25 protein-coding genes and 1 pseudogene are annotated in these 25,439 nt (G+C 69.4%); 15 read left to right on the top strand and 11 right to left on the bottom strand.

What is annotated here, in order from left to right:
• Positions 1–37: 37 nt before the first annotated feature.
• Entirely contained in the window at positions 38–1,828 is a 1,791-nt protein-coding gene (gene thiC, locus ABT078_RS22985; protein ID WP_351230604.1) for a phosphomethylpyrimidine synthase ThiC, read from the bottom strand.
• 196 nt (positions 1,829–2,024) lie between these two features.
• On the opposite strand from thiC, the gene ABT078_RS22980 reads away from it, so the two are divergent.
• Positions 2,025–3,389, top strand: coding sequence for a YibE/F family protein (locus ABT078_RS22980; RefSeq protein ID WP_351230602.1), 1,365 nt, complete (start codon positions 2,025–2,027; stop codon positions 3,387–3,389).
• A gap of 1 nt (position 3,390) precedes the next feature.
• Here the strand turns inward: ABT078_RS22980 and ABT078_RS22975 are convergent, their stop codons facing one another.
• The 4 genes from ABT078_RS22975 to ABT078_RS22960 form a co-directional block, all read right to left on the bottom strand.
• Complete coding sequence (locus ABT078_RS22975; RefSeq protein ID WP_351230712.1) at positions 3,391–3,819, bottom strand: SsgA family sporulation/cell division regulator; 429 nt, start codon at positions 3,817–3,819, stop codon at positions 3,391–3,393.
• 99 nt (positions 3,820–3,918) lie between these two features.
• A complete protein-coding gene (locus tag ABT078_RS22970) occupies positions 3,919–4,656 on the bottom strand; it encodes an IclR family transcriptional regulator (RefSeq protein WP_351230710.1) in 738 nt (245 codons plus the stop codon).
• Positions 4,657–5,027: 371 nt separating this feature from the next.
• Positions 5,028–5,243 (bottom strand): DUF5326 family protein, encoded by a 216-nt coding sequence (locus tag ABT078_RS22965; protein ID WP_351230600.1) that lies wholly within the window; start codon positions 5,241–5,243, stop codon positions 5,028–5,030.
• Positions 5,244–5,372: 129 nt separating this feature from the next.
• Positions 5,373–5,690, bottom strand: coding sequence for a cupin domain-containing protein (locus ABT078_RS22960; protein WP_351230598.1), 318 nt, complete (start codon positions 5,688–5,690; stop codon positions 5,373–5,375).
• Positions 5,691–5,741: 51 nt separating this feature from the next.
• Between ABT078_RS22960 and ABT078_RS22955 the strand changes: the two genes are divergently transcribed.
• The 5 genes from ABT078_RS22955 (at position 5,742) to ABT078_RS22935 (ending at position 9,460) form a co-directional block, all read left to right on the top strand.
• Complete coding sequence (locus ABT078_RS22955; protein ID WP_351230596.1) at positions 5,742–6,122, top strand: phage holin family protein; 381 nt, start codon at positions 5,742–5,744, stop codon at positions 6,120–6,122.
• A gap of 7 nt (positions 6,123–6,129) precedes the next feature.
• Positions 6,130–6,627: a low molecular weight protein-tyrosine-phosphatase gene (locus tag ABT078_RS22950; protein WP_351230594.1), complete on the top strand. Its 498-nt coding sequence runs from the start codon at positions 6,130–6,132 to the stop codon at positions 6,625–6,627.
• Entirely contained in the window at positions 6,624–7,781 is a 1,158-nt protein-coding gene (locus tag ABT078_RS22945) for a cystathionine gamma-lyase (RefSeq protein WP_351230592.1), read from the top strand. Before ABT078_RS22950 ends, ABT078_RS22945 begins: the two co-directional genes overlap by 4 nt.
• 219 nt (positions 7,782–8,000) lie before the next feature.
• On the top strand, positions 8,001–8,897 hold the full coding sequence (locus tag ABT078_RS22940) for a LysR family transcriptional regulator (protein ID WP_351230590.1): 897 nt from the start codon (positions 8,001–8,003) through the stop codon (positions 8,895–8,897).
• 83 nt (positions 8,898–8,980) lie between these two features.
• The gene (locus ABT078_RS22935; RefSeq protein WP_351230588.1) at positions 8,981–9,460 is read left to right on the top strand and encodes an NUDIX domain-containing protein; all 480 of its coding nucleotides are present in this window, start codon (positions 8,981–8,983) and stop codon (positions 9,458–9,460) included.
• 30 nt (positions 9,461–9,490) lie between these two features.
• On the opposite strand, the gene ABT078_RS22930 is transcribed toward ABT078_RS22935, so the two are convergent.
• Entirely contained in the window at positions 9,491–11,065 is a 1,575-nt protein-coding gene (locus ABT078_RS22930) for a globin domain-containing protein (protein ID WP_502981277.1), read from the bottom strand.
• 776 nt (positions 11,066–11,841) lie between these two features.
• On the opposite strand from ABT078_RS22930, the gene ABT078_RS22925 reads away from it, so the two are divergent.
• Complete coding sequence (locus ABT078_RS22925) at positions 11,842–12,387, top strand: DUF2269 domain-containing protein (RefSeq protein WP_351230584.1); 546 nt, start codon at positions 11,842–11,844, stop codon at positions 12,385–12,387.
• Between the two features lie 5 nt (positions 12,388–12,392).
• A complete protein-coding gene (locus ABT078_RS22920; protein WP_351230582.1) occupies positions 12,393–13,271 on the top strand; it encodes a GNAT family N-acetyltransferase in 879 nt (292 codons plus the stop codon).
• Positions 13,272–13,327: 56 nt separating this feature from the next.
• On the opposite strand, the gene ABT078_RS22915 is transcribed toward ABT078_RS22920, so the two are convergent.
• Both ABT078_RS22915 and ABT078_RS22910 read right to left on the bottom strand, forming a co-directional pair.
• Positions 13,328–13,759 carry a GlcG/HbpS family heme-binding protein gene (locus ABT078_RS22915; protein ID WP_351230580.1) on the bottom strand — a complete coding sequence of 144 codons (432 nt, stop codon included), beginning with the start codon at positions 13,757–13,759 and terminating at the stop codon, positions 13,328–13,330.
• Between the two features lie 85 nt (positions 13,760–13,844).
• Positions 13,845–15,062, bottom strand: a complete 1,218-nt coding sequence (locus ABT078_RS22910; RefSeq protein WP_351230578.1) for an MFS transporter — start codon at positions 15,060–15,062, stop codon at positions 13,845–13,847.
• Between the two features lie 194 nt (positions 15,063–15,256).
• Between ABT078_RS22910 and ABT078_RS22905 the strand changes: the two genes are divergently transcribed.
• From ABT078_RS22905 to ABT078_RS22895, 3 genes are all read left to right on the top strand, one after another.
• Positions 15,257–15,733: a MarR family winged helix-turn-helix transcriptional regulator gene (locus ABT078_RS22905; RefSeq protein ID WP_351230576.1), complete on the top strand. Its 477-nt coding sequence runs from the start codon at positions 15,257–15,259 to the stop codon at positions 15,731–15,733.
• 102 nt (positions 15,734–15,835) lie between these two features.
• Positions 15,836–16,288: a GNAT family N-acetyltransferase gene (locus ABT078_RS22900; RefSeq protein ID WP_351230574.1), complete on the top strand. Its 453-nt coding sequence runs from the start codon at positions 15,836–15,838 to the stop codon at positions 16,286–16,288.
• 99 nt (positions 16,289–16,387) lie between these two features.
• A complete protein-coding gene (locus ABT078_RS22895) occupies positions 16,388–17,563 on the top strand; it encodes a winged helix DNA-binding domain-containing protein (RefSeq protein ID WP_351230572.1) in 1,176 nt (391 codons plus the stop codon).
• 99 nt (positions 17,564–17,662) lie between these two features.
• Here ABT078_RS22895 and ABT078_RS22890 read toward each other — a convergent pair whose 3' ends face one another.
• Positions 17,663–19,048, bottom strand: a complete 1,386-nt coding sequence (locus ABT078_RS22890; RefSeq protein WP_351230570.1) for a serine hydrolase domain-containing protein — start codon at positions 19,046–19,048, stop codon at positions 17,663–17,665.
• A gap of 140 nt (positions 19,049–19,188) precedes the next feature.
• Between ABT078_RS22890 and ABT078_RS22885 the strand changes: the two genes are divergently transcribed.
• The gene (locus ABT078_RS22885) at positions 19,189–19,764 is read left to right on the top strand and encodes a TetR/AcrR family transcriptional regulator (RefSeq protein ID WP_351230568.1); all 576 of its coding nucleotides are present in this window, start codon (positions 19,189–19,191) and stop codon (positions 19,762–19,764) included.
• Positions 19,765–19,774: 10 nt separating this feature from the next.
• Positions 19,775–20,140 carry a VOC family protein gene (locus tag ABT078_RS22880; protein ID WP_351230566.1) on the top strand — a complete coding sequence of 122 codons (366 nt, stop codon included), beginning with the start codon at positions 19,775–19,777 and terminating at the stop codon, positions 20,138–20,140.
• A gap of 26 nt (positions 20,141–20,166) precedes the next feature.
• Here the strand turns inward: ABT078_RS22880 and ABT078_RS22875 are convergent, their stop codons facing one another.
• Together ABT078_RS22875 and dnaB are read right to left on the bottom strand one after the other, a co-directional pair.
• Positions 20,167–21,963: a hypothetical protein gene (locus ABT078_RS22875; protein WP_351230564.1), complete on the bottom strand. Its 1,797-nt coding sequence runs from the start codon at positions 21,961–21,963 to the stop codon at positions 20,167–20,169.
• Positions 21,964–22,013: 50 nt separating this feature from the next.
• The gene (gene dnaB, locus ABT078_RS22870) at positions 22,014–23,501 is read right to left on the bottom strand and encodes a replicative DNA helicase (protein ID WP_351230562.1); all 1,488 of its coding nucleotides are present in this window, start codon (positions 23,499–23,501) and stop codon (positions 22,014–22,016) included.
• Positions 23,502–23,924: 423 nt separating this feature from the next.
• Here dnaB and ABT078_RS22865 point away from each other — a divergent pair, with 423 nt between their 5' ends.
• Positions 23,925–25,262: an MATE family efflux transporter gene (locus tag ABT078_RS22865; RefSeq protein WP_351230560.1), complete on the top strand. Its 1,338-nt coding sequence runs from the start codon at positions 23,925–23,927 to the stop codon at positions 25,260–25,262.
• A gap of 82 nt (positions 25,263–25,344) precedes the next feature.
• Positions 25,345–25,439, top strand: a pseudogene (locus tag ABT078_RS42740) (DUF7144 family membrane protein); the annotation flags it as partial.

Here is a 25,439-nt window from a genome sequence, read left to right as displayed (position 1 = left end):
GGGCCTCCACCGCGCACACGGAAGGACCGGCGGACGCTCAGTCCGCGATCGGCAGGTACACGCGGTTGCCGGCCGCGGCGAACTCGGCGGACTTCTCCGCCATGCCCGCCTCGATCTCCTGCGACTTCAGGTCGCCGCCGTGCTCGCGCCGGATGTCCTGGGAGATCTTCATCGAGCAGAACTTCGGCCCGCACATCGAGCAGAAATGCGCGGTCTTCGCCGGCTCGGCAGGCAGCGTCTCGTCGTGGAACTCCCGTGCCGTGTCCGGGTCCAGGGCCAGATTGAACTGGTCCTCCCAGCGGAACTCGAAGCGCGCGTCGGAGAGGGCGTCGTCCCACTCCTGCGCGCCCGGGTGTCCCTTGGCGAGATCGGCCGCATGTGCGGCGATCTTGTAGGTGATGACGCCGGTCTTGACGTCATCCCGGTTCGGCAGGCCCAGGTGCTCCTTGGGCGTGACGTAGCAGAGCATCGCCGTACCCCACCAGGCGATCATGGCCGCACCGATTCCGGAGGTGATGTGGTCGTACGCGGGCGCCACATCGGTCGTCAGGGGGCCCAGCGTGTAGAAGGGCGCCTCTTCACAGATCTCCTGCTGGAGGTCGATGTTCTCCTTGATCTTGTGCATCGGGACGTGTCCCGGGCCCTCGATCATCGTCTGTACGTGATGACGCTTGGCGATCGTGTTGAGTTCCCCGAGGGTCTTCAACTCGGCGAACTGCGCCTCGTCGTTGGCGTCCGCGATCGACCCGGGCCGCAGGCCGTCGCCGAGGGAGTAGGTGACGTCGTACGCCGCGAGGATCTCGCAGAGCTCCTCGAAGTTCTCGTACAGGAACGACTCCTTGTGGTGCGCGAGGCACCAGGCCGCCATGATCGAGCCGCCGCGCGAGACGATGCCCGTCTTGCGGCGCGCGGTGAGGGGCACGTACCGCAGCAGCACGCCCGCATGGACCGTCATGTAGTCGACGCCCTGCTCGGCCTGCTCGATGACGGTGTCCTTGTAGATGTCCCAGGTCAGCTCCTCGGCGCGGCCGTCGACCTTCTCCAGCGCCTGGTAGAGCGGGACCGTGCCGATGGGCACGGGGGAGTTGCGCAGCACCCACTCGCGGGTCGTGTGGATGTTGCGGCCGGTGGAGAGGTCCATGACCGTGTCCGCGCCCCAGCGGGTCGCCCAGGTCATCTTCTCCACCTCCTCCTCGATGGAGGAGGTCACCGCGGAGTTGCCGATGTTGGCGTTGACCTTCACCAGGAACCGCTTGCCGATGATCATCGGCTCGATCTCCGGGTGGTTGACGTTCGCCGGCAGGACCGCGCGCCCGGCGGCGATCTCCTCGCGGACGACCTCGGGGGAGACGTTCTCGCGGATCGCGACGTACTCCATCTCCGGCGTGATCTCGCCCCGGCGTGCGTACGCGAGCTGCGTCACCGCCTGGCCCCCGCGGCCCCGGCGGGGCTGGCGTGGACGGCCGGGGAAGACCGCGTCGAGGTTGCGGAGCCCCCCGCGCGGCGAGGTGTGCTTGATCCCGTCGTCCTCGGGGCGGACGGGCCGGCCCGCGTACTCCTCGGTGTCGCCGCGGCCGATGATCCAGTTCTCCCGCAGCGGCGGCAGTCCGCGGCGGACGTCGGTCTCGACATGGGGGTCGGTGTACGGCCCGGACGTGTCGTACAGGGTCACGTCCTTGCCGTTGGTGAGGTGCACCTGGCGGACCGGCACCCGGATGTCGGGGCGGGGGCCCTCGACGTATCCCTTGTGCCAGCCGATGGACTTCCCGCTCTCGTTCTCCCCCTCGTCCGAGCTGGAGGCAGGCGTGCGTGTGTCCTCAATGGTCATCGTGACCTACTCCCTACGCCGGCATTACCCGGTAACAGGTTCGGCGGTCGGCACAGCTGTCCCGTACGGATGTACGGAGGTCAGCGCCCTCTCAGCCCGGTGCTCCGAGCTCCCGCGTGTGCAAAGGTGTCACCACGCTAGCGCCAGATCTGGCGTGCTGAACAGTGGGCCTCTTTCTTCTTGCGATGATCGGTCGGTGACTTCCTCGCAGCAGACGCCCGAACCTCACGGCCCCGCCGACGGCAAGGAGGCCGTTCACGCCCACGGCCACACGCACAGCCACGGGCCTGCCGAGCCCGTTTCGCGGCATCTGAGACGGGTCATCGCCGCGGTGCTGATTCCTTTCGCCACCGCCGTTCTGGTGGGTCTCGTCGTGCTCTGGCCGGGCGGGATCCCGGGCCACGAGCGCACCGGGGTCGGCTTCGACCGGCAGACCGAGGAGGGGCGGGTGGTGAAGGTCGAGCAGGTCGACTGCAAGGACGTGAACGCCGCCCAGGTGCCGCCGACCGGCGACACCTCGACCCCCGAGGGACGCGAAGCGGTCAACTCGCAGCAAGGAACGTGCGCGAGAGCGACGGTCGAGGTGACGACCGGTGAGAACAAGGGCCGTACGTTCGTCGAGGTCGTACAGCCGGACGCCACTCGGCAACTGCACCAGGGGCAGGGCGTGGTCGTGGCGTACGCGCCGGACGCCCCGCAAGACCTCCAGTACTCGGTCGCCGATGTGGACCGGCACGTCCCGATGGTGGTGCTGGCCGGGATCTTCGCGCTCGTGGTCGTCGTGGTCGGACGACTGCGCGGGGTGGCTGCCCTGATCGCGCTCGCGATCAGCTTCGCCGTACTGACGCTGTTCATTCTGCCCGCGATCCTGCAGGGCTCGAATCCGCTGGTCGTCGCGGTGGTCGGGGCGAGTGCGATCATGCTGATCGCGCTCTACATGTGCCATGGCCTGTCCGCGCGCACCTCGGTCGCGGTGCTCGGCACGCTCATCTCGCTGCTGCTGATCGGACTGCTCGGCTCGCTCTTCATCGGCTGGGCGGCGCTGAGCGGGAACACGGACGACAACACCGGCCTGATCCACGGCCTCTACCCGAACATCGACATGTCCGGCCTGCTGCTGGCGGGCGTGATCATCGGTTCGCTCGGTGTGCTCGACGATGTGACGGTGACCCAGACATCGGCGGTCTGGGAGCTGCACCAGGCGGATCCGACGCTGGGCCCGCGCGGTCTGTACCGGGCCGCCATCCGGATCGGGCGCGACCACATCGCCTCGGTCGTCAACACGCTCGTACTCGCTTACGCGGGCGCGTCGTTGCCCCTGCTCCTGCTGTTCTCGATCGCACAGTCGGGCGTGGGGACGGTGGCCACCAGCGAACTGGTGGCGGAGGAGATCGTACGGACGCTGATCGGCTCGATCGGTCTGGTCGCATCGGTGCCGGTGACCACCGCGCTGGCGGCACTGGTCGTCTCCGCCGACCGGCCGGGGGCCGCTGCGGGTGCCGGTGCCGGTATCGGCGGGGCCGTGGTTCGCGGCGGGAGGGGCCGTCGCCGCAAGAGGTGACTCAGCCGGCCTCTGCGAGGATGCGCCCGAGCGCCGCCTCCAGATGGTCCTCGAAGTCACCGAGCGTGCGCTCCTGCCCCAGCGGAACCAGCTTGTCCGTACGGTCGAGGAAGGCCACCAGCGGCGCGGCGCTCACCCGGAACATCGCGCGGTCGGCACCGACCTGGAGCCGGATCGACACATCGGAGAGCCCTTCGGGCTCGGTCGGCGCGATGTGCACGTCGCCGTCACCACTGGGCCCGTTGATGCCGTCGATGAGCAGCTCTCGACCGAAGGCCCAGGTCACGGGTGCGTCGCCGGGCAGGTGAAAGGTCATCCGAACCGCGTATGGATCTCCCGTCTCATATCGGAGTTCCACCGGGATCCGGAACGAGAGCTCCTCGGAAACGAGGAAGCTCATCAGGACCTCGGCCTGAACCGACTCGCGCATCATGTACCCCGCAGTAGATGAAAACGGCCAGGAATGATCCCCCTTGGCCCTCTCGGGCCATCGTGCTGCACCCACCGGCAGATCACAAGGAGTGATTTTTCAGATACTGATAGAGAACGCGAACGAGCTGAGCAGACTTCCCATCCCGCTGCGCAGTTGCTCGACCGCGGGCAGCAATCGATCTTCCTGGTGGGCGGGGAGTGAAATCGCCATGGTGGCAGCAAGAGAACCCACGGTGATCGGAATAGCCGCGCAGACCGTGCCGAGTGCATATTCCTGACGCTCGACGACGGTTTGCATACGGTCCACGGAACCGAGCCGCTCCAGTAGCGCCCGCCGGTCGCGGACCGTGTACGGCGTGATCGCCTCCACGGGATGGCGGTCGAGGTGGTCCTCACGGGATTTCTTGTCGAGCTGGCTCAGCAGGCACTGGCCGATCGCATGGGCGTGTCCGGTTTCGCGGAAGTCGGCCCACTCGTCCACGGCGGGTGCGTACGCGGTGTCTGCCACGGCGGCGAGTTCGATCTCCCCCTCCCGGTAGAGGGCGAAGTAGACGGGCACGCCGATCGCGTCCCGCCAGTGGGCCAGCGAGTCCTCGATCCTGCTCCGACGATTCTGCATCGCGCCGGCGGCCGCGAGCCGTACGGCTGCCTCGCCGAAGACGAACACACCGTTCTCGCGCCGGAGGTAGCCCTCGTGGGTCAGCGTCCGCAGCAGGTGGTACGCGGTGGGCAGGGGGAGGCCCGCTTCGCGCGCGAGCTGCTTGGCCGGGGCTCCGGCGGTGTGGGAGCCCACGGCCTCGAGCAGTCTCAACGCCCGCTGCACCGAACCGATCAGCGTGGGTGCGGGTGTGCAGGCAGGCGCAGGTGGAGCAGCGGGTGCGGGTGGAACGACAGATGCGGGTGGAGCAGCAGGTGCAGGAGCCGTGGCTGTAGCCAAAGGTCACCCCCAGGCGTGGTGACGGGCGGCGCGCCCGCCCGCGGGGGCCGCCCCCGCGCGCCTGCCGCGCTCCTGAAGGCCGGTCAGAGGATTGCCTGGATTCAAGCCGCGAGAAATAACCCAGGAAGTCCTACAAACCGCTGTTCATCGCGCTCGTCGACCCTTGATTTCCAGGGGGCGGCAGGCGTTGGCCACTCTAATGGCAGCCTCCGTTCGGGCGCCTTGATTAGTCGTGGCCGTTCCCTCGCGAGGGCTAACGTGCGTACGTACTACCAGTCACCGCTCGACGACGAGGATGAGTTCATGAACTTCCGTACGACGTAGATGAGTCCGCCGACGAGCGCCACGAACACGAGCACCTTGAAGAGCAGTCCGATGACAATCCCGATCACGGTCGAGATAAGCCCGCCGAATACGACGATGGCGATCAAGGGCACCGCAACCCACTTCACCCACCAGGGCATCCCCGCGAATATCTCCCGCACGGCCATCGTCCCAACCTCGCTTCTGTGAGTTGTCCTGGCTCCGATGCTAGGGGTGGGCGTGGGCCGGCGGAGCCTCCGCGGCCCTTGGACTCCCCTGATCCGTCCCCTAGGGAAGCCCTGGGTGCCCGGTCAGCTCTCGGGCGGAGAAAAGACGACCAAGACGCGCAGATCCTCGGTGATGTGGTGGAACTTGTGGGCCACACCGGCCGGCACGTAGACCACACTGCCCCGCCCGACCTGCGTCGTCTCCATCCCGACCGTGATCGAGGCGCGGCCGCTGACCACCAAGTAGATCTCGTCCTGCCCGTGCGGCTGCTGGGGGTCGAGCTCGCCCGCGTTCAGCGCGTACAGTCCGGCCGACATGTTCCGCTCGCGAAGAAACTGCAGATACGCCCCCTCGTTCGCGGCGCGCTCCGCCTCGAGCTCGTCCAGTCGGAATGCCTTCATCGTCCGTCCGCCCCTGCCATTGGTCCGATCACGTCTGCCACGATCAGACACATGAAGAATTTCCTAGTCAAGACGATCGCGAATGCCGGCGCCCTGGGCGTGGCAATCTGGCTGATCCAGGACATAACCCTCACCGGGGACAGCACGGGCGAGAAGGCGCTGACGCTCGTGGTCGTCGCGCTGCTCTTCGGCCTGGTGAACTTCCTCGTGAAGCCTGTGGCCAAGCTGCTGACGCTCCCGCTGTTCGTTCTCACTCTCGGGCTGTTCACGCTGGTGATCAACGCCCTGATGCTGCTGCTGACGTCCTGGCTCGCCGACAAGCTCGACCTGGGCTTCCACGTCGACGGCTTCTGGACAGCGGTGCTCGGCGGTCTGATCATCTCGATCGTGTCGTGGGCGCTGAACATGGTGCTCCCCGACGACAAGGGCTGAGTGTCCGATGCCGTTCGCTGTCTGTTTTGTCTGCACCGGCAACATCTGCCGGTCGCCGATGGCCGAGTCCGTCTTCCGCGCCCGTCTGGAGGAGGCCGGACTCGGCGGCCTCGTCGAGGTCGACAGCGCCGGCACCGGAGGCTGGCACGAGGGCGACGGTGCCGACCACCGCACCGTCTCCGTCCTGAGGACGAACGGCTACGGGTCGGAGCACGTCGCACGTCAGTTCCGCCCCTCCTGGTTCGCCCGGCTGGACCTGGTGATCGCCTTGGACGAAAGGCATCTGCGCGAGCTGCGCAGACTCGCACCGACCGAGACGGGCGCCGCGAAGGTGCGGCTGCTGCGCTCCTACGATCCAGCCGCCGCGGCCCGGGGCGAGCTCGATGTGCCCGACCCGTACTACGGCGGCATGGACGGCTTCGAGGAGTGCCTGGAAATGGTGGAGACGGCGAGCGAGGGCCTGCTCGCCGCGGTACGTACGGCTGTTGAGGAGCGAGCGGCATGAGCATGGGTGACGGAACCAGGGCCGTACGGGCGGGACTGCCCGAGGCTCGGAAGTACGAGCCGACCCTCCCCGGGCCGGTCTTCGCCGCGCACTACCATCTGCCGGGCGAGCCGACGGGTCCGTACACCTACGGGCGCGACGACAACCCCACCTGGACGCTGCTGGAGCGGGCCATCGGGGAGCTGGAGGCTCCCTCGGAGCCCGAGGGCGGCACGGGGAACACCGGGCCCGGCGCCGAGACCGTCGTCTTCGCCTCCGGGATGGCCGCGGTCTCCGCCGTCCTGCTGTCCCAGGTACGGGCCGGTGATGTCGTCGTACTCCCCGACGACGGCTACCAGGCGCTCCCGCTGGTGCGTGAGCAGCTGGAGGCGTACGGCGTCGAAGTACGGACCGCGCCGACGGGCGGCGACGCACAGCTGGCCGTGCTCGACGGGGCGAAGCTGCTGTGGATCGAGACACCCTCCAACCCGGGGCTCGATGTGTGCGACGTGCGCCGGCTCGTGGACGCGGCGCACGCCGGCGGGGCGCTCGTCGCCGTCGACAACACGCTCGCGACGCCACTCGGCCAGCGACCGCTGGAGCTGGGCGCGGACTTCGCCGTGGCCAGTGGCACCAAGGGGCTCACGGGGCACGGGGATCTGCTGCTCGGGTACGTGGTGTGCCGGGACGCCGCGCTCGCCGCTCGCGTACGGCACTGGCGCAAGGTCGTCGGAGCGATCCCGGGTCCGATGGAGGCCTGGCTCGCGCACCGCTCGCTGGCCACGCTGCAGCTGCGCTCCGACCGCCAGTGCGCGAACGCGCTCGCCGTCGCGCGGGCCCTCACCGGGCGCGCCGAGGTGACCGGGCTGCGCTATCCGGGACTGCCCGACGACCCCTCCCACAAGGTCGCCGCGGGTCAGATGCGCCGCTTCGGCTCGGTGGTCTCCTTCACGCTGCCCGACCGCGCACACGCGGAGCGGTTCCTGGCCGAGCTGCACCTCGTCGACGATGCGACGAGCTTCGGAAGCGTCCGGTCCAGCGCAGAGCGCCGGGGCCGGTGGGGCGGCGACGCCGTACCGGAAGGCTTCATCCGCTTCTCCGCCGGCGCGGAGGACCCGGAGGATCTGGTGGCGGATGTGCTGCGCGCCCTGGAGGCGGCGGCCGCGGCTGCGTGACGGCGGACCGCAGAGGACCGGCGGACCGCGGGACGGGCGCACGACGGGACGAAGGAACGACACGAAAGGGCGGTCCGAGCCTCCCCCCTCATGGCTCGGACCGCCCCGGTTCCCCGCGGTTCCACGCGCGGAGAACCGCTCGACCAAGGCTAGTTGACTGTGCGTCAGTGTCCAATCACGCTAGCGACAGCGACCTATCGACTTATTTATAGTTGAGCAATGGACTTGGCCTTGTTGCGCACATTCATCACGGTGCACCGGGCCGGTTCGTTCACCCGCGCCGCCGCACTGCTCGGGCTCTCCCAGCCGGCGGTGACCAGTCAGATCCGGACCCTGGAGCGGCAGCTGGGGCGGCCGCTCTTCCTGCGCCAGGCGCGCGGCGTCACCCCCACGACCACCGGCGACGAGCTCGCCCACCGTGCCGCCCCGCACCTGGACGCCCTCATCGAGATCGCCGAGGCAGGTCTGGACGACGAGTCGGCCGTCCGTACGCTGCACCTCGCCGGGCCGCCTGAGTTCACGTCCGTACGTGCGATTCCGGCACTCACCCCACTGATCTCGGAGGGCCTCGCGTTACGGACATCCTTCGTGGCCAACGCCGAGGAAATCCTCGAAGGACTCGCGGCCGGACATCATGATCTGGCCATCGCGACGGCCCGCCCGCGCGGCGGACTGCTCACCTCGACTCCGCTCTGCGACGAGGAGCACGTCCTGGTCGCCTCGGCACGGTGGGCGGCACGGCTGGGTCCCGGCATGCTGCGAGGAAAGGGCTCCGTCGTGCTGGAGCAGCTGCCGGTGGTGGAGGTCCACGAGTCGCTGCCGTTCGTCTCGCGCTACTGGGCCGCCGTCTTCGACCGCCGGCCTGCTGCCGCCGGCACCGTCATCGCGCCGGATCTGCGCGCGGTCCTGGAGTCCGCCGCGTCGGGCGCCGGGCTCGCGGTCCTGCCGCGCTATCTGTGCGAGAGCGACCTGAAGAGCGGGCGACTGGTGGCCCTGCTCGATCCTCCCGTACCCCCGCTGCGTACGTATTTCCTCGTGGTCCGCACCGGGACGCTCGCACTCGCACACATCGCACGGGCGCACGAGGGGCTACTGCGCGCTGCGGTCGACTGGTGACGGTCGGGCGCCGACAGGTGACGTCAGGCAACGGCTGGGTGGACGGGAGTTTCAGAACGGGTGTCGTGGGCCACTCTCTTGCCATGACCGAACGGCCAGTGGTCAAGCGCACCGCACGCGCCATTCTGCTCGACGGGGACGACCTCGTCCTGATCAAGCGCACCAAGCCGGGCATGGATCCGTACTGGGTGACGCCGGGCGGCGGGGTCGAGCCCGAGGACGCGACCGTCGTCGAAGCCCTCCATCGTGAAGTGGACGAGGAGCTCGGCGCCAAGATCGTCGATGTGGTGCCCTGTTTCGTCGACACCGTCGAACACATCGTGGACGGCGGGGTGTCGGGCGTGAAGGTGCAGCACTTCTTCGTCTGCCGGCTGGTGTCGCTGGACGAGACACGGCGCCACGGCCCCGAGGTTGAGGAGCCCTGCGGGCAGTACGAGATCGTCCGGGTGCCCTTCAGCCGCGTCGGGATCGCCGCCGTTCATCTCGTACCGCTGTCGCTGCGGCACTACCTGGACGGCAACATCGAGGGCGTGCGTGCGATGCACGCTCCCGATCTGGGCTGATCCCGGGCCGTGTGCGGGCGGCGCCTGATCCTAGTCGGCGGCCGCGACGAGCTCTTCGAGGGAGTCGTGACGGATCCGCTCGAACGGGATGCCGATGCCCCTGAGCGCGTCCACGCCGCTGCGGATCATCCCGATCGGGCCGGACAGATAGGCGTCGTACTCGTTCCACGGACCGTACTCGCGCACGGCGTCGGGAAGCTGGGCCCTGCCGTCGACGACCGGTCGCACCTGCAGCCACGGGTGGCTCTGCTGGAGTCGCAGCATCGTGTCGATGTCATAGAGGTCGTGGTCGGTGCGCGCACCGTAGAAGACCTCCACCGGCCGGCGCTCACCGTGCTCGGCGACGTCCTCGACCAGTGCCTTGATCGGCGCGATGCCCGTCCCGCCGCCCAGACAGAGCAGACCGTTGTCGGTGGTGTGGTCGACGGTCATGGACCCCGCGGGCGGACCGAGGCGCAGCACATCGCCGGGGCGGGCGTGGTGGACCAGCGCGTTCGAGACCCAGCCCGCCGGGACGGCCTTGACATGGAAGGACAACAGCCCGTCGGAGCGCGCGGCACCCGCGAAGGAGTAGTGCCGCCAGACCCGCGGCCACCACGGCGTCTCCAGGCTCGTGTACTGCCCGGCCAGGAAGGGGTACGGCTGGTCGGGCCGGACGGTGACGACTGCGATGTCCGAGGTCCTGAGGTCGTGCGAGACGACCTCGGCGTGCCACCACGCCGGCGCGTGGAGCTCGTTCTCCGCGGCCGCATCGATCATGACCTGCGAGATCGTCGTGTACGTACGGACCCAGGCGGCCTCGGTCTCGCTGTCCCAGGTGGTGGTGGCGTAGCGGCTGAGCGCCCCGATGAGGGCCTCGCCGACGGCCGGGTAATGGGCGGGCTGTGTGCCGTACTTGCGGTGGCCGCGGCCCAGATTCTTGAGGTAGCCGACGAGCACGGCGGTGTTGTCCATGTGCTCGGCGGCGGTCAGCAGGGCCTTGAGGAGGCGGTCCCGCTGGGTGTCCATCGCGGCGGGGAAGAGGGAGCGCAGATCGGGGTGGCGGACGAAGAGCAGGGCGTAGAAGTAGGAGGTGACCTTGTCGGCGACGGGGCCGATCTCTTCCATCGTCCGCCGGACGAGGATCGCGTCGGGCGACGCGCTGCTCTGCCGCGGATACGCCGGCGCGGCAGGGGGCGTCGGGGGCTCGGGCGCGTGCGGCGTGGTCGCGAAGGCTTCGGCAGCGGGCGCCTGCGGGGCGGACGGCGGGTTCGCCTGCGGGTAGGGCGTGCGAGCCTGGGGTACGCGGGGCTCGGGTGCGGGGGGTTCGGGTGCGGGCCGCTGCGAGGGGACCGGGGCGCCGCGCTGCGGCATGGCGGAGGCTCGCTCGGCTCCGGTGCCGACAGGACGTATCGCGGCCACAGGACGGCTCGGCGGGGCTATCCGGCCTTCACCGCCCTCGCCCGCCGGGTCGCCCTCCGCATGCGGCGCGGACCGGCCCGTGGCACCCCTCTTACGAGGAGTGAACCAGCCGCCTCCGCCGCCGTTGGCACCGTTCTCGCCCGAAGTGCCATTGCCGGCCGACGTGGTGGTCGGAGCGTCCATTGTGTGCCTCGCCTCGAACATCTTTCGGTCGGTCTGCGCACTTCCGCTGGTCCGGAACGTGCCCCAATTCCCCGCTCTGCCTCAAGACCGTTGCCGGCCCACACTAACCCTTTGCCTTCGCGGGAATCGGGACGAGTGGGACGGGATGACATTGCCCGCGACACCTGTCATCGAGCATCCCAGCATGTACCGCCGCAACGGACAAAGAGCGGAAAGTCCGGGTATCCCTGCCCACTTTCCCGTTAGGCTGCAATGCCCCATGCCTGTAGCCGCGATCAACCCTGAATCTCCGGGCCGTCCCTGACCCCCGCTCCCCGATGCCGCGAACTATGGCAGGAATCGCACCAGTTCGTGTGCCTCCCGCAGATTGTTCCCCGTGTGGGCGTGGTGGCGAGCTCGGACAGATGATGGTCCGCATTCACCGCCACCGCAACGGGCGCCGCGGCGAAGAGGTGCGCGTCGAACATGGAATCACCATATGCAACATAGGCGTCCAGCTTCACCCCAAACTCTGCACAGAGCTGGTTCGCGATCTTCACCTTCGCGACCGCATCAAGAATGCCTGATCGGTCGACCGGCTCGGTGAACGGCGGAGACGGGCGACATGAACCATGGGTGGAGCGCGCACCCCGTGGCAGCAATCTCTCGACGAAGAAATCAGGGACGCGGGAGATCGCGACCCAGTAGCCCCATGGGCGGGCGGAGGCGCGTCAACGTCATGTACGCCGAGGTTAGTACGTGCGGTTACTCCCGCTGTCAGACGCGAAGGCGCCAGGCGGAGCGGCACGGTGTTTCACGTGAAACCACTCAAGCGGCCCGTTCGGCGGGCCATCCTCGTCGTCCATGTCTCCGCGTCGGCAGGCTGGCTCGGGCTCTCTCTCGGACTGCTCGGGCTGAGCGTCGCCGCGATCAGCTCGGGGTCGCCGGCCATGGCCGAAGCCTCGTACCGCTCGATGGCGGTCTTCGCGAACTGGCTGATGATCCCCGTCGCACTGCTGACTCTCGGCAGCGGACTGCTCCTGTCGCTCGGTACGCCATGGGGCCTGGCCCGGTACCGCTGGGTATGGACCAAGTTCTGGCTCACTCTGATCACTACCGCGCTGACGGCGTTCTCGCTGCGGCCCGGAGTGAACGCGGCCGCGGAAGAAGCCGCCGCGGGGATTCCGGTGACGGACCCGTCGGGTCTGCTCGCCGCCCCGATCGTGTCCCTGTCGGCATACCTCTTCATGACGGCGATCTCGGTCCTCAAGCCCTGGGGGATGACGCGCCGCGGACGTCGGCTGCGGGTCTCGGCCAGTTCCGGTAAAGCGCTGGACGAGCGATCTCTGCGTCCGACAGCCTGACCTTCATGTCAACACCGCTCAACGAGCTCCCCATCCGGGGTCTGACCACGGCAGACCTGACGTCCTGCGCCGATCTCTCCGAGGACCGCGGTTGGCCTCGCGAAGAGCACAAATGGGGTTTGCTGCTCGCGGCCGGGAACGGTTACGGCATCGACGACCCCTCCGGCAAGGGCCTCGTCGCGGCGTGCGTCGTCACCTCCTACGGCCCGGGACTCGCTGCCATCGGCATGGTGCTCGTGGCCGAGCGATACGCCCGGCAGGGCATCGGCAGGCGCCTGATGACGTACGTGGTGGCAGAGACCGGAGCAATTCCGCTCACCCTTCATGCCACCCCGAACGGGCAGCCGCTCTACGAGGAACTGGGCTTCGCAACCGTCGGCCGCGCGGAGATGGTCCGCGGCCACTTCCGTCCCACCGACCCGGAAGCGGAAAGCTCTACCCGGACGTCGGCCGGAACCACCATCCGTCCGGCGACGGCCGAGGACCTCCCCGGGATTCTCCGCCTCGACAGCGAGGTCTTCGGCCTGGACCGCACCCACATCATCACGCGTCTCCCCGCCTTCGCCGACGAGTTGAGGGTCGCGGAGTCCGACGGCGTCCTCACGGGCTACGCGGCCGCCTGGCCCAACATGAACACCCATGTCATCGGCCCCCTCATCGCCCGGGACACGGACACGGCGAAGGCACTCGTCGCCTCCCTGGCCACCGCCACGGACCGGCCCTTGCGCACCGATATCGACGTACGCCACGAGGAGCTCCTCGACTGGCTGAAGGCGAGCGGCCTGTCACCGATCGCCTTCAACACCGTCATGACCCACGGCGCCCCCGCCCTTCCCGGCGACTGGAGCCGCCGCTTCGCGCCGCTGACGGTTGCGGCGGGCTGAGCGAGAGGTCCCGCCGGGTCATCGGTGCAGGGGCAACCTGCCGGCGGGAAACCCGGTCAGCGGGGCAGCTCTTCCAGCGCCGCGGCTGCGAAACCGTGGTCCTGCTCCGGCGCGCCGCCACCGACACCTATCGCACCGACGAGGCGACCGTCGCGGTGCACCGGGATGCCACCCGCAATGAAGAGGAGCGGGCGGTCCAGCGCTGTCGGAAGGGTGTGGAAGAGGCCGCCGGGCTGGACCGCGTCGACGAGATCCGCGGTGGGGGTGTTCAACTGGAGCGCCGTGTAGGCCTTGCGCGTGCTGGTCTCTCCGGCGATGAGCACGGCCCGGTCGTCCCGGCGGAAGGCGAGCAGATGGCCTCCGGCGTCGAGGACGGTGATCGCGACGGTCACGCCGGCCGCTTCGGCTGCTGCTCGGGCAGCCTCCACGAGGGCCTCGGCGTCCTGGATGGTCAGGGGGGCGACAGCGATGGCGTTGGCGGTGGCCATGGTGAACTCCTTGATGAGATGGGGCGGTTGTGCGGCGAGGGACGGAAAGTTGAGAGCCTGAGGGGGTCGGCGGGAGCCTTCGGGCTCAGGGACGGGCTGCGGGGACGGACACGGGCTCTGCAGCCCCCACCCCGGCCACGACACGGCTCTCCCGGCGGGCGGAGCCGCGCTCCAGGGTCGCCGAGAGGACGGCGAGACCGAGAGCCGACGCAGCGAGAATCGCGCCCACCCAGTTCGGGGCGGTGAAACCGAGCCCGGCGGCGATCACGATGCCGCCGAGCCAGGCGGACAGTGCATTGCCGAGGTTGAAGGCGCCGATGTTGACGGCCGAGGCCAGCGTCGGGGCGCCGGACGCCTGGTCCAGGACCCTCTTCTGCAGCGGCGGCACGGTGGCGAAGCCCAGCGCGCCGACGAGCACGATCGTGACGGCCGCCGCGATCTTGTGGTGAGCGGTGAAGGTGAACAGCGCCAGTACGAGCGCGAGCGCGCCGAGCGACACGAACAGCATCGGCATCAGCGCACGGTCCGCGAACCTGCCGCCGACCAGGTTCCCTCCGACCATGCCCAGACCGAACAGGACGAGCAGCCAGGTCACCGAGGAATCGGCGAAGCCGGCGACCTCGGTCATCATTGGCGTGATGTAGGTGATCGCGGCGAACACACCACCGAAGCCGAGCACGGTCATCGCCATGGCCAGCAGAACCTGCACATTGCGGAACGCGGCGAACTCGTGGCGCAGCCGTACGCCTTCGGGCCTGGGCTGCTCCGGAACCAGCTTGGCGACACCGGCCAGGCCCAGCACACCCAGCCCGGCGACGATGAAGAACGTCGCGCGCCAGCCGACGCTCTGGCCGATGAACGTGCCCAGCGGGACACCGACGACATTCGCGACGGTCAGTCCGGTGAACATCATGGCGATGGCGCCCGCCTTCTTCTCCGGGGCGACGAGATCTGCGGCGACCACCGAGCCGATGCCGAAGAAGGCGCCGTGCGCGAGCGAGGCCACCACGCGACCCGCGAGCATCACACCGAAGGCCGGGGCGACGGCGGAGAGCACGTTCCCCGCGATGAACAGTCCCATCAGCAGCATCAACATGCGCTTGCGGGAGACCTTGGTCCCGAGAACCGTCATCACGGGAGCGCCGAGGACGACTCCGAGGGCGTAGCCGGTCACCAGAAATCCGGCGGCCGGGATGGACACCTGGAAGTCATCGGCAACCTCGGGGAGCAGGCCCATGATCACGAATTCGGTGGTGCCGATACCGAATGCCCCGATGGCGAGGGCGAGGAGCGCGAGCGGCATGGGTTCACCTTTCCCAGAAGATTGCGTCTGCGCCTTACGAGCGCCAACAATAATTGCAGACGCTGATTAATTGCAAGCGCGGGCTATTGCATGGGTCGACTATCCTGGTGTCAAGTCACCGAGCGCAGCAGCGGCAGCGGCCTCCATGGCCCTCAGAGGCCCCTCGAGAGCGCTCCTGGACGAAGGAGAGATCGATGACCGCGACGGACCCGGCACTCACCGCCCTCGCCCAGAGCTGGTGCGCCCTCTCCCTGCTGCACGGCCGGATCGAGGCGCGTCTCGAGCGGGAGCTCCAGGCCAAGCACGACCTGAGCGTGCGGGAGTACTCGCTGCTCGACGTCCTCAGCCGCCAGCACAGCGGCCCGGGCGGCCATCTCCAGATGAAGCAGGTCGCCGACGCCGTCGTGCTCAGCCAGAGCGCCACCACCCGACTGGTCACCCGCCTCGAGGACCGAGGGCTGCTCGGCCGCTATCTGTGCGACACCGACCGCCGCGGCATCTACACCGATGTCACGGATGCCGGCCTGGCACTGCTCGCCGAGGCCCGGCCGACGAACGACACCGCTCTGCGTGAAGCCCTCGACGAGGCGGCGAAGAGCCCCGAGCTGGCCCCCTTGGTCCAGGCGGTCGAGGGACTGCGGATTCCGGCACCCGCAGGATCGCCGGCGTGAGCGCGCGGCGCACGCACGCGGCGTCCGTACGCGGCGCAGTCACCACGGTGTCGGCGCAGGGCTCAGCAGATGGCGCAAGCCCGCCCGCATAAGCTGCCGATCATGAGCGATCTGCAGATACGGCCCGCCTCCCCCGCCGACATCCCGGCCATCGTGGAGATGCTCGCCGACGACTCGCTGGGCGCCCGGCGTGAGTCGCCGGACGATCTCACCCCGTACACCGTGGCCTTCGAGCGCCTTGCGGGAGACCCGAACCAGCATCTGGTCGTCGCCGAACGCGCGGGCCGTGTCGTCGGCACCCTCCAGCTCACCGTCATCCCCGGACTCTCGCGGCGCGGTGCCACCCGCTCGATCATCGAGGCGGTACGGATCCATTCCGACGAGCGGGGCACCGGCCTCGGCAGCCGGCTCATCGAATGGGCCGTCGACGAATCCCGCCGCCAGAACTGCCAGTTGGTCCAGCTGACGTCGGACGTCAGCCGCACCGATGCCCACCGGTTCTACGAGCGCCTCGGGTTCGAGGCGTCCCATGTGGGCTTCAAGCGCACGATCTGACGCCCGGACGTCGACACCCCCCGTCCGACGGCGATACCTGCGCCGACCCGTCGGCGGATGCGGACTCGAACTGACCTATTTCCGCTCTACGGTGCGGCCATGAGCAGTGCACCTCACCGGATCAGCGCGGCCGAACGCCGGACGCGCCTCGGCCGCCGCCACCTCCTGGCACCCTCCGCGCGGGCCGCAACTGCGGTGGACGCCACGGACGCCGTGATCGCCCTCCACGCGACGGACGCCGCCACCGTCCATCTCTCCGCCTGCGCCCGGCTCGCGGACGCCACCACCGCAGAGGTGGAGCGGGCGCTGTACGAGGACGTCTCGCTGGTCCGGCTGCTTTCCATGCGTCGCACGCTCTTCGTCGTCTCGCAGGAACTCGCCCCGTGCGTCGCCGCCTCGACCGGGCACGCCACCGCCGTCAAGGAACGCAAGACGCTGATCAAGCATCTCGTGGAGGACGGAAACGGTCTCGACGAGCGGTGGCTCGCCGATGCCGAGGATGCGGTCCTGGCCGAGCTCACGGCACGGGGCCCATCGACCGGTAGCCGGCTCTCCGCCGCTGTCCCCGCACTGCGCACCAAGATCACCGTGTTCCGCGGCCAGAAGTACGAGACGGTGCAGGGCGTGTCCACCCGCGTGATCCGGGTACTCGCCGCCGAGGGCCGTATCCGCCGGGACCGGCCGCGCGGTTCCTGGACCTCCAGCCAGTTCACGTGGGCCCTGAGCGAACCCTGGCCCGTCCTGCCTGTCGCCGAGGCCCAGGCCGAGCTGACCCGGCGCTGGCTGCTCCGTTACGGCCCTGCCACCGAGGCGGACCTCAAGTGGTGGACCGGATGGACGCTGGGCCATGTACGCAAAGCCCTCGCGGCCGTCGGTGCCGAGGAGGTCCGGCTCGACGAGGGCGTCGTGGGCTATGTCGCGCCCGGCGACACCGAGCCGGAGCCACCGGTGGAGCCCTGGGCGGCCCTGCTCCCCGGGCTCGACCCGAGCGCCATGGCCTGGGCCGACCGAGGCTTCCATCTCGACCCCCAGCACCGTGCCGCGCTCTTCGACTACGCCGGGAACATCGGGCCCACGGTGTGGTGGAACGGCGGGATCGTCGGGGGCTGGGCACAGCGCTCGGACGGCGAGATCGTCTGGCGACTGCTGACGGACCCGGGCCCGGAGGCCTCCGCCGCGATCGAAGCGGAGGCCTCCCGACTGTCGGAGTGGGTGGGCGAGGCCCGGATCACTCCGCGCATCCGTACGCCGTTGGAGCGGGAGCTGTCGGCCTGAGATCCGGTCTCTCTGCGGCCCTGCCGTCGCCCGTTTCACGTGAAACGTCGCCGCAGGTCCGCTGCTTGCACAGTCGCGCCGACCGACGACTGGACGGATTCACGCCTGAAGACCCCGCCAGCCGCCCTGGTCCACCCCTCCAGGCACATCCGCCGCCGGGTCGTACGGCTCACGCGTAAAGGCAAATGAGCCCAGATCCAGGTGGTCCACCGACCTATCGGCTCGTCGCACGACGCGCAGCGTCTCCCCCGCGAAATAGCCGTCGAGCCCGATCCAGCCGTCGCCGTCCTCTGGGGCACGGAACCGCGAGCCGCGGCCGTTCCCCTTCAACGGGTACAGCTCCAACCCGCGGTCGGCCACCAGCTTCAGCCCGAAGCCACTCGTGCCCCAGTACCAGGGCCCGGCGAGCTCCAGCAGCGACTCGTCCACCTCGCGCATCGGGCGCCAGGGCTCGGGCAACCGTGGCTCGGCCTCGACCACGATCCGCACGAGATCGGCTGCCACGGCGCCGGTCAAGGGGCCCGAGGTGGCATTGGCGAGCGCGACGCCGGCGACACCCTCCTCCACACTCACCCAGAGACAGGCGACAAACCCTGGCAACGAGCCGGTGTGTCCGATGAGCGTGCGTCCGCCCCTCCGAACGATCTGAAGGCCGAGCCCGTAGCCGCTCTCCCAGTCCCCGGCCTCCAGGGGAACTGACGGGGTCCTCATCTCCCGTACGGACTCCGCACTCAGCACTCGGTCATCGCCCTCAGCGAGAAAGCCGGCGAAGCGACAGAGGTCGGAGGCGGTCGACCACAGCTGGCCCGCCGGCGCCATCAGCCCGAGATCCTGGGCCGGCTCAGGCATCATCACATCCGCCCAGGGGTGCACGGCCCATCCCGCCGCATGCGGGGCCTGCGGCTGGGTGCTCGTACGGCCGAGGCCCAGCGGTTCCAGGATGTCCCGCCGGAGCACGGCCTCCCACGGCTCTGCGCGTACCGCCTCGATCAGCGAACCGAGCAACGTGTAGCCGGGGTTGGAGTAGTGGTGCCGACGGCCCACGGGATGAAGCATCGGCCTCTCGCCGAGCACATCGCCCAGCTTCGGCCGGAGGCTGCCTGGTGTGCGCTCCCACCAGGGCGCCGGGCTCTCGGCGGCCAGTCCCGCGCTGTGGCCGAGGAGTTGGGCGATGGTCACCTCACCCACACCGGTGCCGGGCAGGTGCTTCTCCAACGGGTCGCCGAGGTCCAGCAGCCCTTCGTCGCGCAGCCGTAGGACCAGCACCGCGGTGAACGTCTTGGTGAGGGAGCCGATGCGGTACTGGGTGTCGGCGTCCGGCACATGTCCGTCGACGCAGCTGCGCGCACCGCTCCAGACACGTCGGCCGTCCCTGGCGACCGCCCCGACGAGGGAAGGGGAGCGACCCTCGGACTGTGCGGTGGCGACCCGATGGAGGAGGGCCCGCTCGGTGCTGGGAAGCAGCGCTTCGAAAGGTGAGGTCATGGTCAAGCTCTACCTCTACGGCCGGCCTCCGGTCGAGCGAAAAGCGCGGTCTGGATCTTGACCATTGACGGAGTGAGTACTCACTCCGCACCATGGGGGACATGACACCACCGGAAGTGAGAAGACGGCGAGCCCCTGCCATGAGCGCGGAGCAGCGTCGCGGCGTGATCATCCGCGCCACGATCCCGCTCGTCATCGCCCACGGCAGCACCGTCACCACCCGGCGGATCGCGCAGGCCGCTGGCATCGGCGAAGGAACGATCTTCCGTGTCTTCGCCGACAAGGACGAGCTGCTCCAGGCCTGTGTCGCCGAGGTCCTCAGCCCCGGCAGCTCCCTCGCCGAGCTGGCGTCCATCGACCTCGGCCGGCCGCTCCCCGACCGCCTCACCGAAGCCGCAGACACCCTCCGTGCCCACCTCGACCGCATCGGCGCGGTCATCGGCGCCCTGCACACCACCGGAGGCCGCGCCCGCACCGAGCACACGGCCGACGGCCCTCTCCCCGATCGCGACGACCGCGGCATGACCGCCACCCGGAACGCGGTGGCCGAGCTCTTCGCCCCGGAGCGCGAGAGCCTCCGGCTGCCTCCGGAGCAGTTGGCTCAGTTCTTCCTCGGCCTGCTGCTCACCCACCCCGGCAGCGAGCCGGACACCGCGGCACTCGTCGACGTCTTTCTGCACGGCGCCCTGACACACCACCATGACCGGGTCGAGTGAAAGGCTTCACATGCCCATCAGCCTCAACCACACGATCGTCGAGACCGTGGACAACGATCGTGGCGCCCGCTTCTTCGCGGAGATCATGGGCCTCGCCTACGCCGGTCCCGACCGGCACTTCGCCCCGGTCCGGGTGAACGAGTCCCTGACCCTCGACTTCCTGACCGCCGCGGAGCCGCGCGGCGCGCATCTCGCCTTCGACGTCGACCCCACCACCTTCGACGCCGCACTCGCCCGCCTACAGGCCTCCGGCGTCGCGTACGGCGACGACCCGAGCACCCCCGACAACGGCGGCATCAACCACCCGCTGTGCGCCCGCGGCCTCTACTTCACGGATGACTCGGGCAACCTGTACGAACTGATGTCCCCGGCCTGACCGCCGGGATCCGGAATCTCGCGGAATCACTCCGCCTCCGCCCGGACGTGGTCGGCGGCCGCGGCCAGCAGCTTCTTCGCCAGGACACGGGCCTCGTCGTCAGGATGCGGGGTCCCGTCGTCGAACAGGCCGGCCGCCGCGACCCGCCGCGGCGACCACGCGAGGCGTTCCACCACCGGACGTGCCTGCCGCGGCAGCCGGCCCATCTCGGTCAGCGCCCGCAGCGACTCCATCTGGGGCTCGTAGAAGCTCTCGGAGCACGCGAGCTGGTCGGAGAGCGCGGCAAGCGCATCCGTGGTGCGGCCCGTGATCCGCCAGATCGCCGCAGCGGCCGCCGCCCTCGTGTCCCGCGACGGCGAGGACAGCCGCCGCCCCAGCTGTGGCACCAGCTCCGTCCCCGCGGACCCGAGACGCCCGGCATCGCGCAGCCACCAGCGCCAGCTGTCCCCGTCCAGTCCGGCCCGTATGTGCTCGACAGCGACCGAATGGTCCCCGCTGACCTGGGCGTAGGCGAACGCGGCGGCCGCGCTCCCCTGGCGAGCCGCATCAAGCAGGGCCCGCTCCGCCGACGGTCCGGCGTCCGGGCCCAGCGCCGCCAGCGCACTCGCCGAGTCCGGTACGCAGCCGACCAGTTCGCCGAGACAGCGGGCCGCGAGGTCCGGAAAGTGCGCCAGCACACCGGTCCACGCGCCGCGGGGCCGTTCGGCGATCCGCGCTGCCACGGGCCGTGCCTCCTCCCCGAAGACCTCCACCGCCGCCCGCACCGCCTGCGCCGTCCCGGGGTCCTCCGGAAGCTCGTCCAGCAGGCTCAGCACTCGCCCGATCGCGTCCGGCACCCTGAACCGCACCGCCGCGACAACAGCCGCCACCCGGACGCCCGCGTCCGGCGCCTCCAGGAAGGGGACGAGCCACGGCGCCGGGTCCCCGTCCTCCAGCGCTGCCCCTGCACGGGCGATGGCGTACAGCTGATGGGCGTGCTCGGCCTCCTTCACCAGCCAGGGAAGGACATCCCGTTCACGGTCCCGCCATGTATCGGTGATGCTCTGCGCGAGCGGCATGCCCCGCGCGACGGCACTCAGGGCCGCGTCCGGATCGTCGAGGAGCCGCTGGTCGAGCGGCCGATAGCGCTCGGGCCACGGCCCACGGTGCAACGTCACATGCCTTTGGGCGTCGTACGCCTCGAGCGCGCACTCCACCACGTGTGCGGGGAACGGCACATCGGCCGTCCGCAGCAGATCGGTGGCCGCGGCTAGCCGCACCTCAGGCTCCGGGGCGGACAACAGCGCCCGGCCCCGCTCCGTGCGAGTCGGCTCACTGACATCGAGCAGACCGAGCGCGGTGACGACATCCGCCCGGACGTCGGCGCTCCGCTCCGTCGCCAACCGGGCGCGCAGCAGTGGCATCAGAGGCAGCGCCCCCTCGCCGCACGACGCGATCAGCCACACCATCGACTGCCGTACGCCCGGATCCTCGTCGGTCACGAGCCCGAGCAGCGAGGGCAGCACCTCGGCGATCGCCCGCCGAACCGCCTCCGTGTCCACGCGTCTTCCGTTGCCTCCGGCGATCGCCACGAGCAGCCACAGCACCTCTTTTCGGTGCCCAGGCCCGTGCACCGCGAGCCTGCCAAGACGGGGCACGGCCGGCGCCGTGCCCGAATACACCGTCTCCTGATGGCAGAGCGAGGAGCCCAGCCCGTCGAGCGCCTCGGCCCGTACGTCCTCGTCGAGGTCCTCCATGGCGCGCAGCAGCTGCGGCACATCATCCGCCAGCCCGTACGCGTGCTTGAGCCCCGCCCAGTCCACTCCGTCGCGCTGCTCCGTCATGGGCGCGACCCTACGCAGGCACGCGGGCAGGCCCCCACGGACGGCCGGGATCAGGTCTGCGCCATGTCCACGAAGCGTGAGTAATGGCCCTGGAAGGCAACCGTGATGGTGGCCGTCGGGCCGTTACGGTGCTTGGCGACGATCAGGTCCGCCTCGCCCGCGCGGGGCGACTCCTTCTCGTACGCGTCCTCGCGGTGCAGCAGGATGACCATGTCGGCGTCCTGCTCGATGGAGCCCGATTCACGAAGGTCGGAGACCATCGGCTTCTTGTCCGTACGCTGCTCGGGGCCACGGTTCAGCTGGGAGAGCGCGATCACCGGAAGTTCCAGCTCCTTGGCGAGCAGCTTGAGGTTACGGGACATGTCCGAGACCTCCTGCTGGCGGCTCTCGGCCCGCTTCGAACCACCGGACTGCATCAGCTGCAGATAGTCGATGACGACCAGCTTCAGATCGTTGCGCTGCTTGAGCCGGCGGCACTTGGCACGGATCTCCATCATCGACAGATTCGGGGAGTCGTCGATGTAGAGCGGGGCCTGGGAGACATCGGGCATCCGGCGGGCCAGCCGGGTCCAGTCCTCGTCGGTCATCGTCCCGGAGCGCATGTGGTGCAGCGCCACGCGCGCCTCCGCGGACAGCAGACGCATCGCGATCTCGTTGCGGCCCATTTCGAGGGAGAAGATGACGCTCGGCAGATTGTTCTTGATCGAGGCGGCCCGGGCGAAGTCCAGTGCCAGCGTCGACTTACCCATGGCGGGACGGGCCGCGATGACGATCATCTGGCCGGGGTGCAGTCCGTTGGTGAGCGAGTCGAAGTCGGTGAAGCCGGTCGGCACGCCGGTCATCTCACCGCTGCGGGAACCGATCGCCTCGATCTCGTCGAGCGCGCCCTCCATGATGTCGCCGAGCGGCAGGTAGTCCTCGCTGGTGCGCTGCTCGGTGACGGCGTAGATCTCGGCCTGCGCGGAGTTCACGATCTCGTCGACGTCGCCGTCCGCCGCGTATCCCATTTGCGTGATACGGGTGCCGGCCTCCACCAGACGCCGCAGCACCGCCCGCTCGTGGACGATCTCCGCGTAGTACGAGGCGTTGGCCGCGGTCGGCACCGACTGGACCAACGTGTGGAGATAGGAGGCGCCGCCGACGCGGGTGATCTCGCCGCGTTTCGTGAGCTCGGCGGCCACCGTGATGGGGTCGGCGGGCTCGCCCTTGGCGTAGAGGTCGAGGATCGCCTGATAGACGGTCTCGTGCGCGGGCCGGTAGAAGTCCTGGCCCTTGATGATCTCCACGACGTCAGCGATGGCGTCCTTGGACAGCAGCATGCCGCCGAGGACGGACTGCTCGGCGTCGAGGTCCTGTGGGGGCACTCGCTCGAAACCGCCGTGAGCGGCCTCGTCCCAAGGGCCGCTCTCCCTGCCGCGCTCGTGCTGATCCTCGCGGCCGCGGCCACGACCCTCTCCGCGTCGCGGACGGGAGACGGGCAGACGGTCGCCCGGACCGGTGTCGGCCCAGGGATCGTCCAGGGGCTCGGGAATGCTCACCGGCCACCTCCTCCCGTCCGCTCCGCGGACCTCGCCGTGCGACTCTTTCTACGACACGGCACTGACAAAACAAACGGCTCGACTCCGCATCCGGAAGCGTCAGGCGCCGGTCCACGTTAGGCCCGCGGGCACCGTCAGCCAATCTGGTTATCCACAGGCCATGTGGACGACCGACGAGATGCTGTGGAGAACCCGGCGGAACCTGTGCACGGACCGGGGGACAGCGCTGTGGACAAAGTCATAGCCACCCGACTGCACCGCCTGCGACCTGCGGCTTTTCCGTCCACCGGCTGTGGGGGAGAAAAACTTTCCCGGCTGGACCAAGATCAGAAAAAACGGCACACAGCAGGAGTCCCGTCTCGCGTATTGGTAAGGAGTGCAAAGGCTTTGCGTCTCTTACCTGTGGAAGATTAGATTGACCCCATGACCCAGGCCACCGCGGCACCGAAGACCAGCCGCCGCCGACACGACCGCGAGATCATCGCACTCGCCGTTCCCGCCTTCGGCGCACTCGTCGCCGAGCCCCTCTTTGTGATGGTCGACAGCGCCGTCGTCGGCCATCTCGGCACTCCCCAGCTCGCCGGGCTGGGTGTCGCCGCGGCCCTGCTGACCACCGCGGTCAGCGTGTTCATCTTCCTCGCATATGCCACGACGGCCGCGGTCGCCCGACGCGTCGGCGCGGGCGAACTCGGAGCCGCCATCCGCCAGGGCATGGACGGCATCTGGCTCGCCCTGGTGCTCGGCACCGCCGTCATCGCGGTCGCCCTCCCCACGGCCCCATGGCTCGTCGAGATCTTCGGCGCCTCCGACACGGCCGCGCCATACGCCACCACGTATCTGCGAATATCCAGCCTGGGCATTCCCGCGATGCTGGTCGTCATGGCTTCCACCGGCGTACTGCGCGGTCTCCAGGACACTCGCACTCCCCTGTACGTCGCCGTCGCCGGTTTCGCCGCCAACGCAGCCCTCAACGCCGGGCTGGTCTACGGCGCCGGGCTCGGCATCGCAGGATCCGCATGGGGCACCGTCATCGCCCAGTGCGGAATGGCCGCGGCCTATCTCGTCGTGGTCGTCCGTGGAGCCCGCAGGCACGGCGCCTCGCTCCGCCCCGACACGGCGGGCATCCGGGCCAGCGCCCAGGCCGGTGTGCCACTGCTTGTACGCACCCTGTCGCTGCGGGCCGTCCTCCTGATCGCCACTGCTGTGGCCGCCCGCCTCGGTGACACCGATATCGCCGCGCACCAGATCATCCTCTCCCTGTGGAGCCTGATGGCCTTCGCCCTGGACGCGATCGCCATCGCGGGACAGGCGATCATCGGCCGCTGTCTCGGCGCCGGCGATACCGAGGGCGCACGGGACGCCTGCCGCCGCATGGTGCAGTGGGGTATCGCCTCCGGTGTGGTGCTGGGGGCCCTGATCGTGCTGGCCCGCCCGCTCTTCGTCCCCCTCTTCACCGGTGACCAGTCGGTTCAGGACACCCTGCTTCCCGCTCTGCTGGTCGTGGCGCTCTCCCAGCCGATCGCCGGCGTCGTCTTTGTGCTGGACGGCGTACTGATGGGCGCCGGAGACGGCCCCTATCTGGCCGGAGCGATGCTGGTGACGCTGGCCGTCTTCGCTCCCGTCGCCCTGCTCATTCCCGCCGTCGGCGGCGGACTGACCGCCCTGTGGTGGGCGATGGCCCTGATGATGACGGTCCGCATGCTGACCCTGTGGCTGCGCACCCGCTCGGGTCGCTGGATTGTCATAGGCGCGACCCGCTGACAAACCCGTTTCACGTGAAACACCCGCTTCAGCCGATGCCCATCCATTTGGCACCGTTTCACGTGAAACAGCGAAGAGGGCGGCCCTGGCGTCGCTCAACATCATCCTCCAGTTCCTGTTCCTGCCCTACGCACCGGTGTGGGCGATCTTCTCGATGGCCATCTCGGTGTTCGTGAT

The organism is Streptomyces sp. NPDC002133 (assembly GCF_040296405.1).
GTDB lineage: Bacteria > Actinomycetota > Actinomycetes > Streptomycetales > Streptomycetaceae > Streptomyces.
The sequence above is the reverse complement of the archived record's forward strand: the minus strand, read 5'-3'. Positions and strand labels throughout refer to the sequence as shown.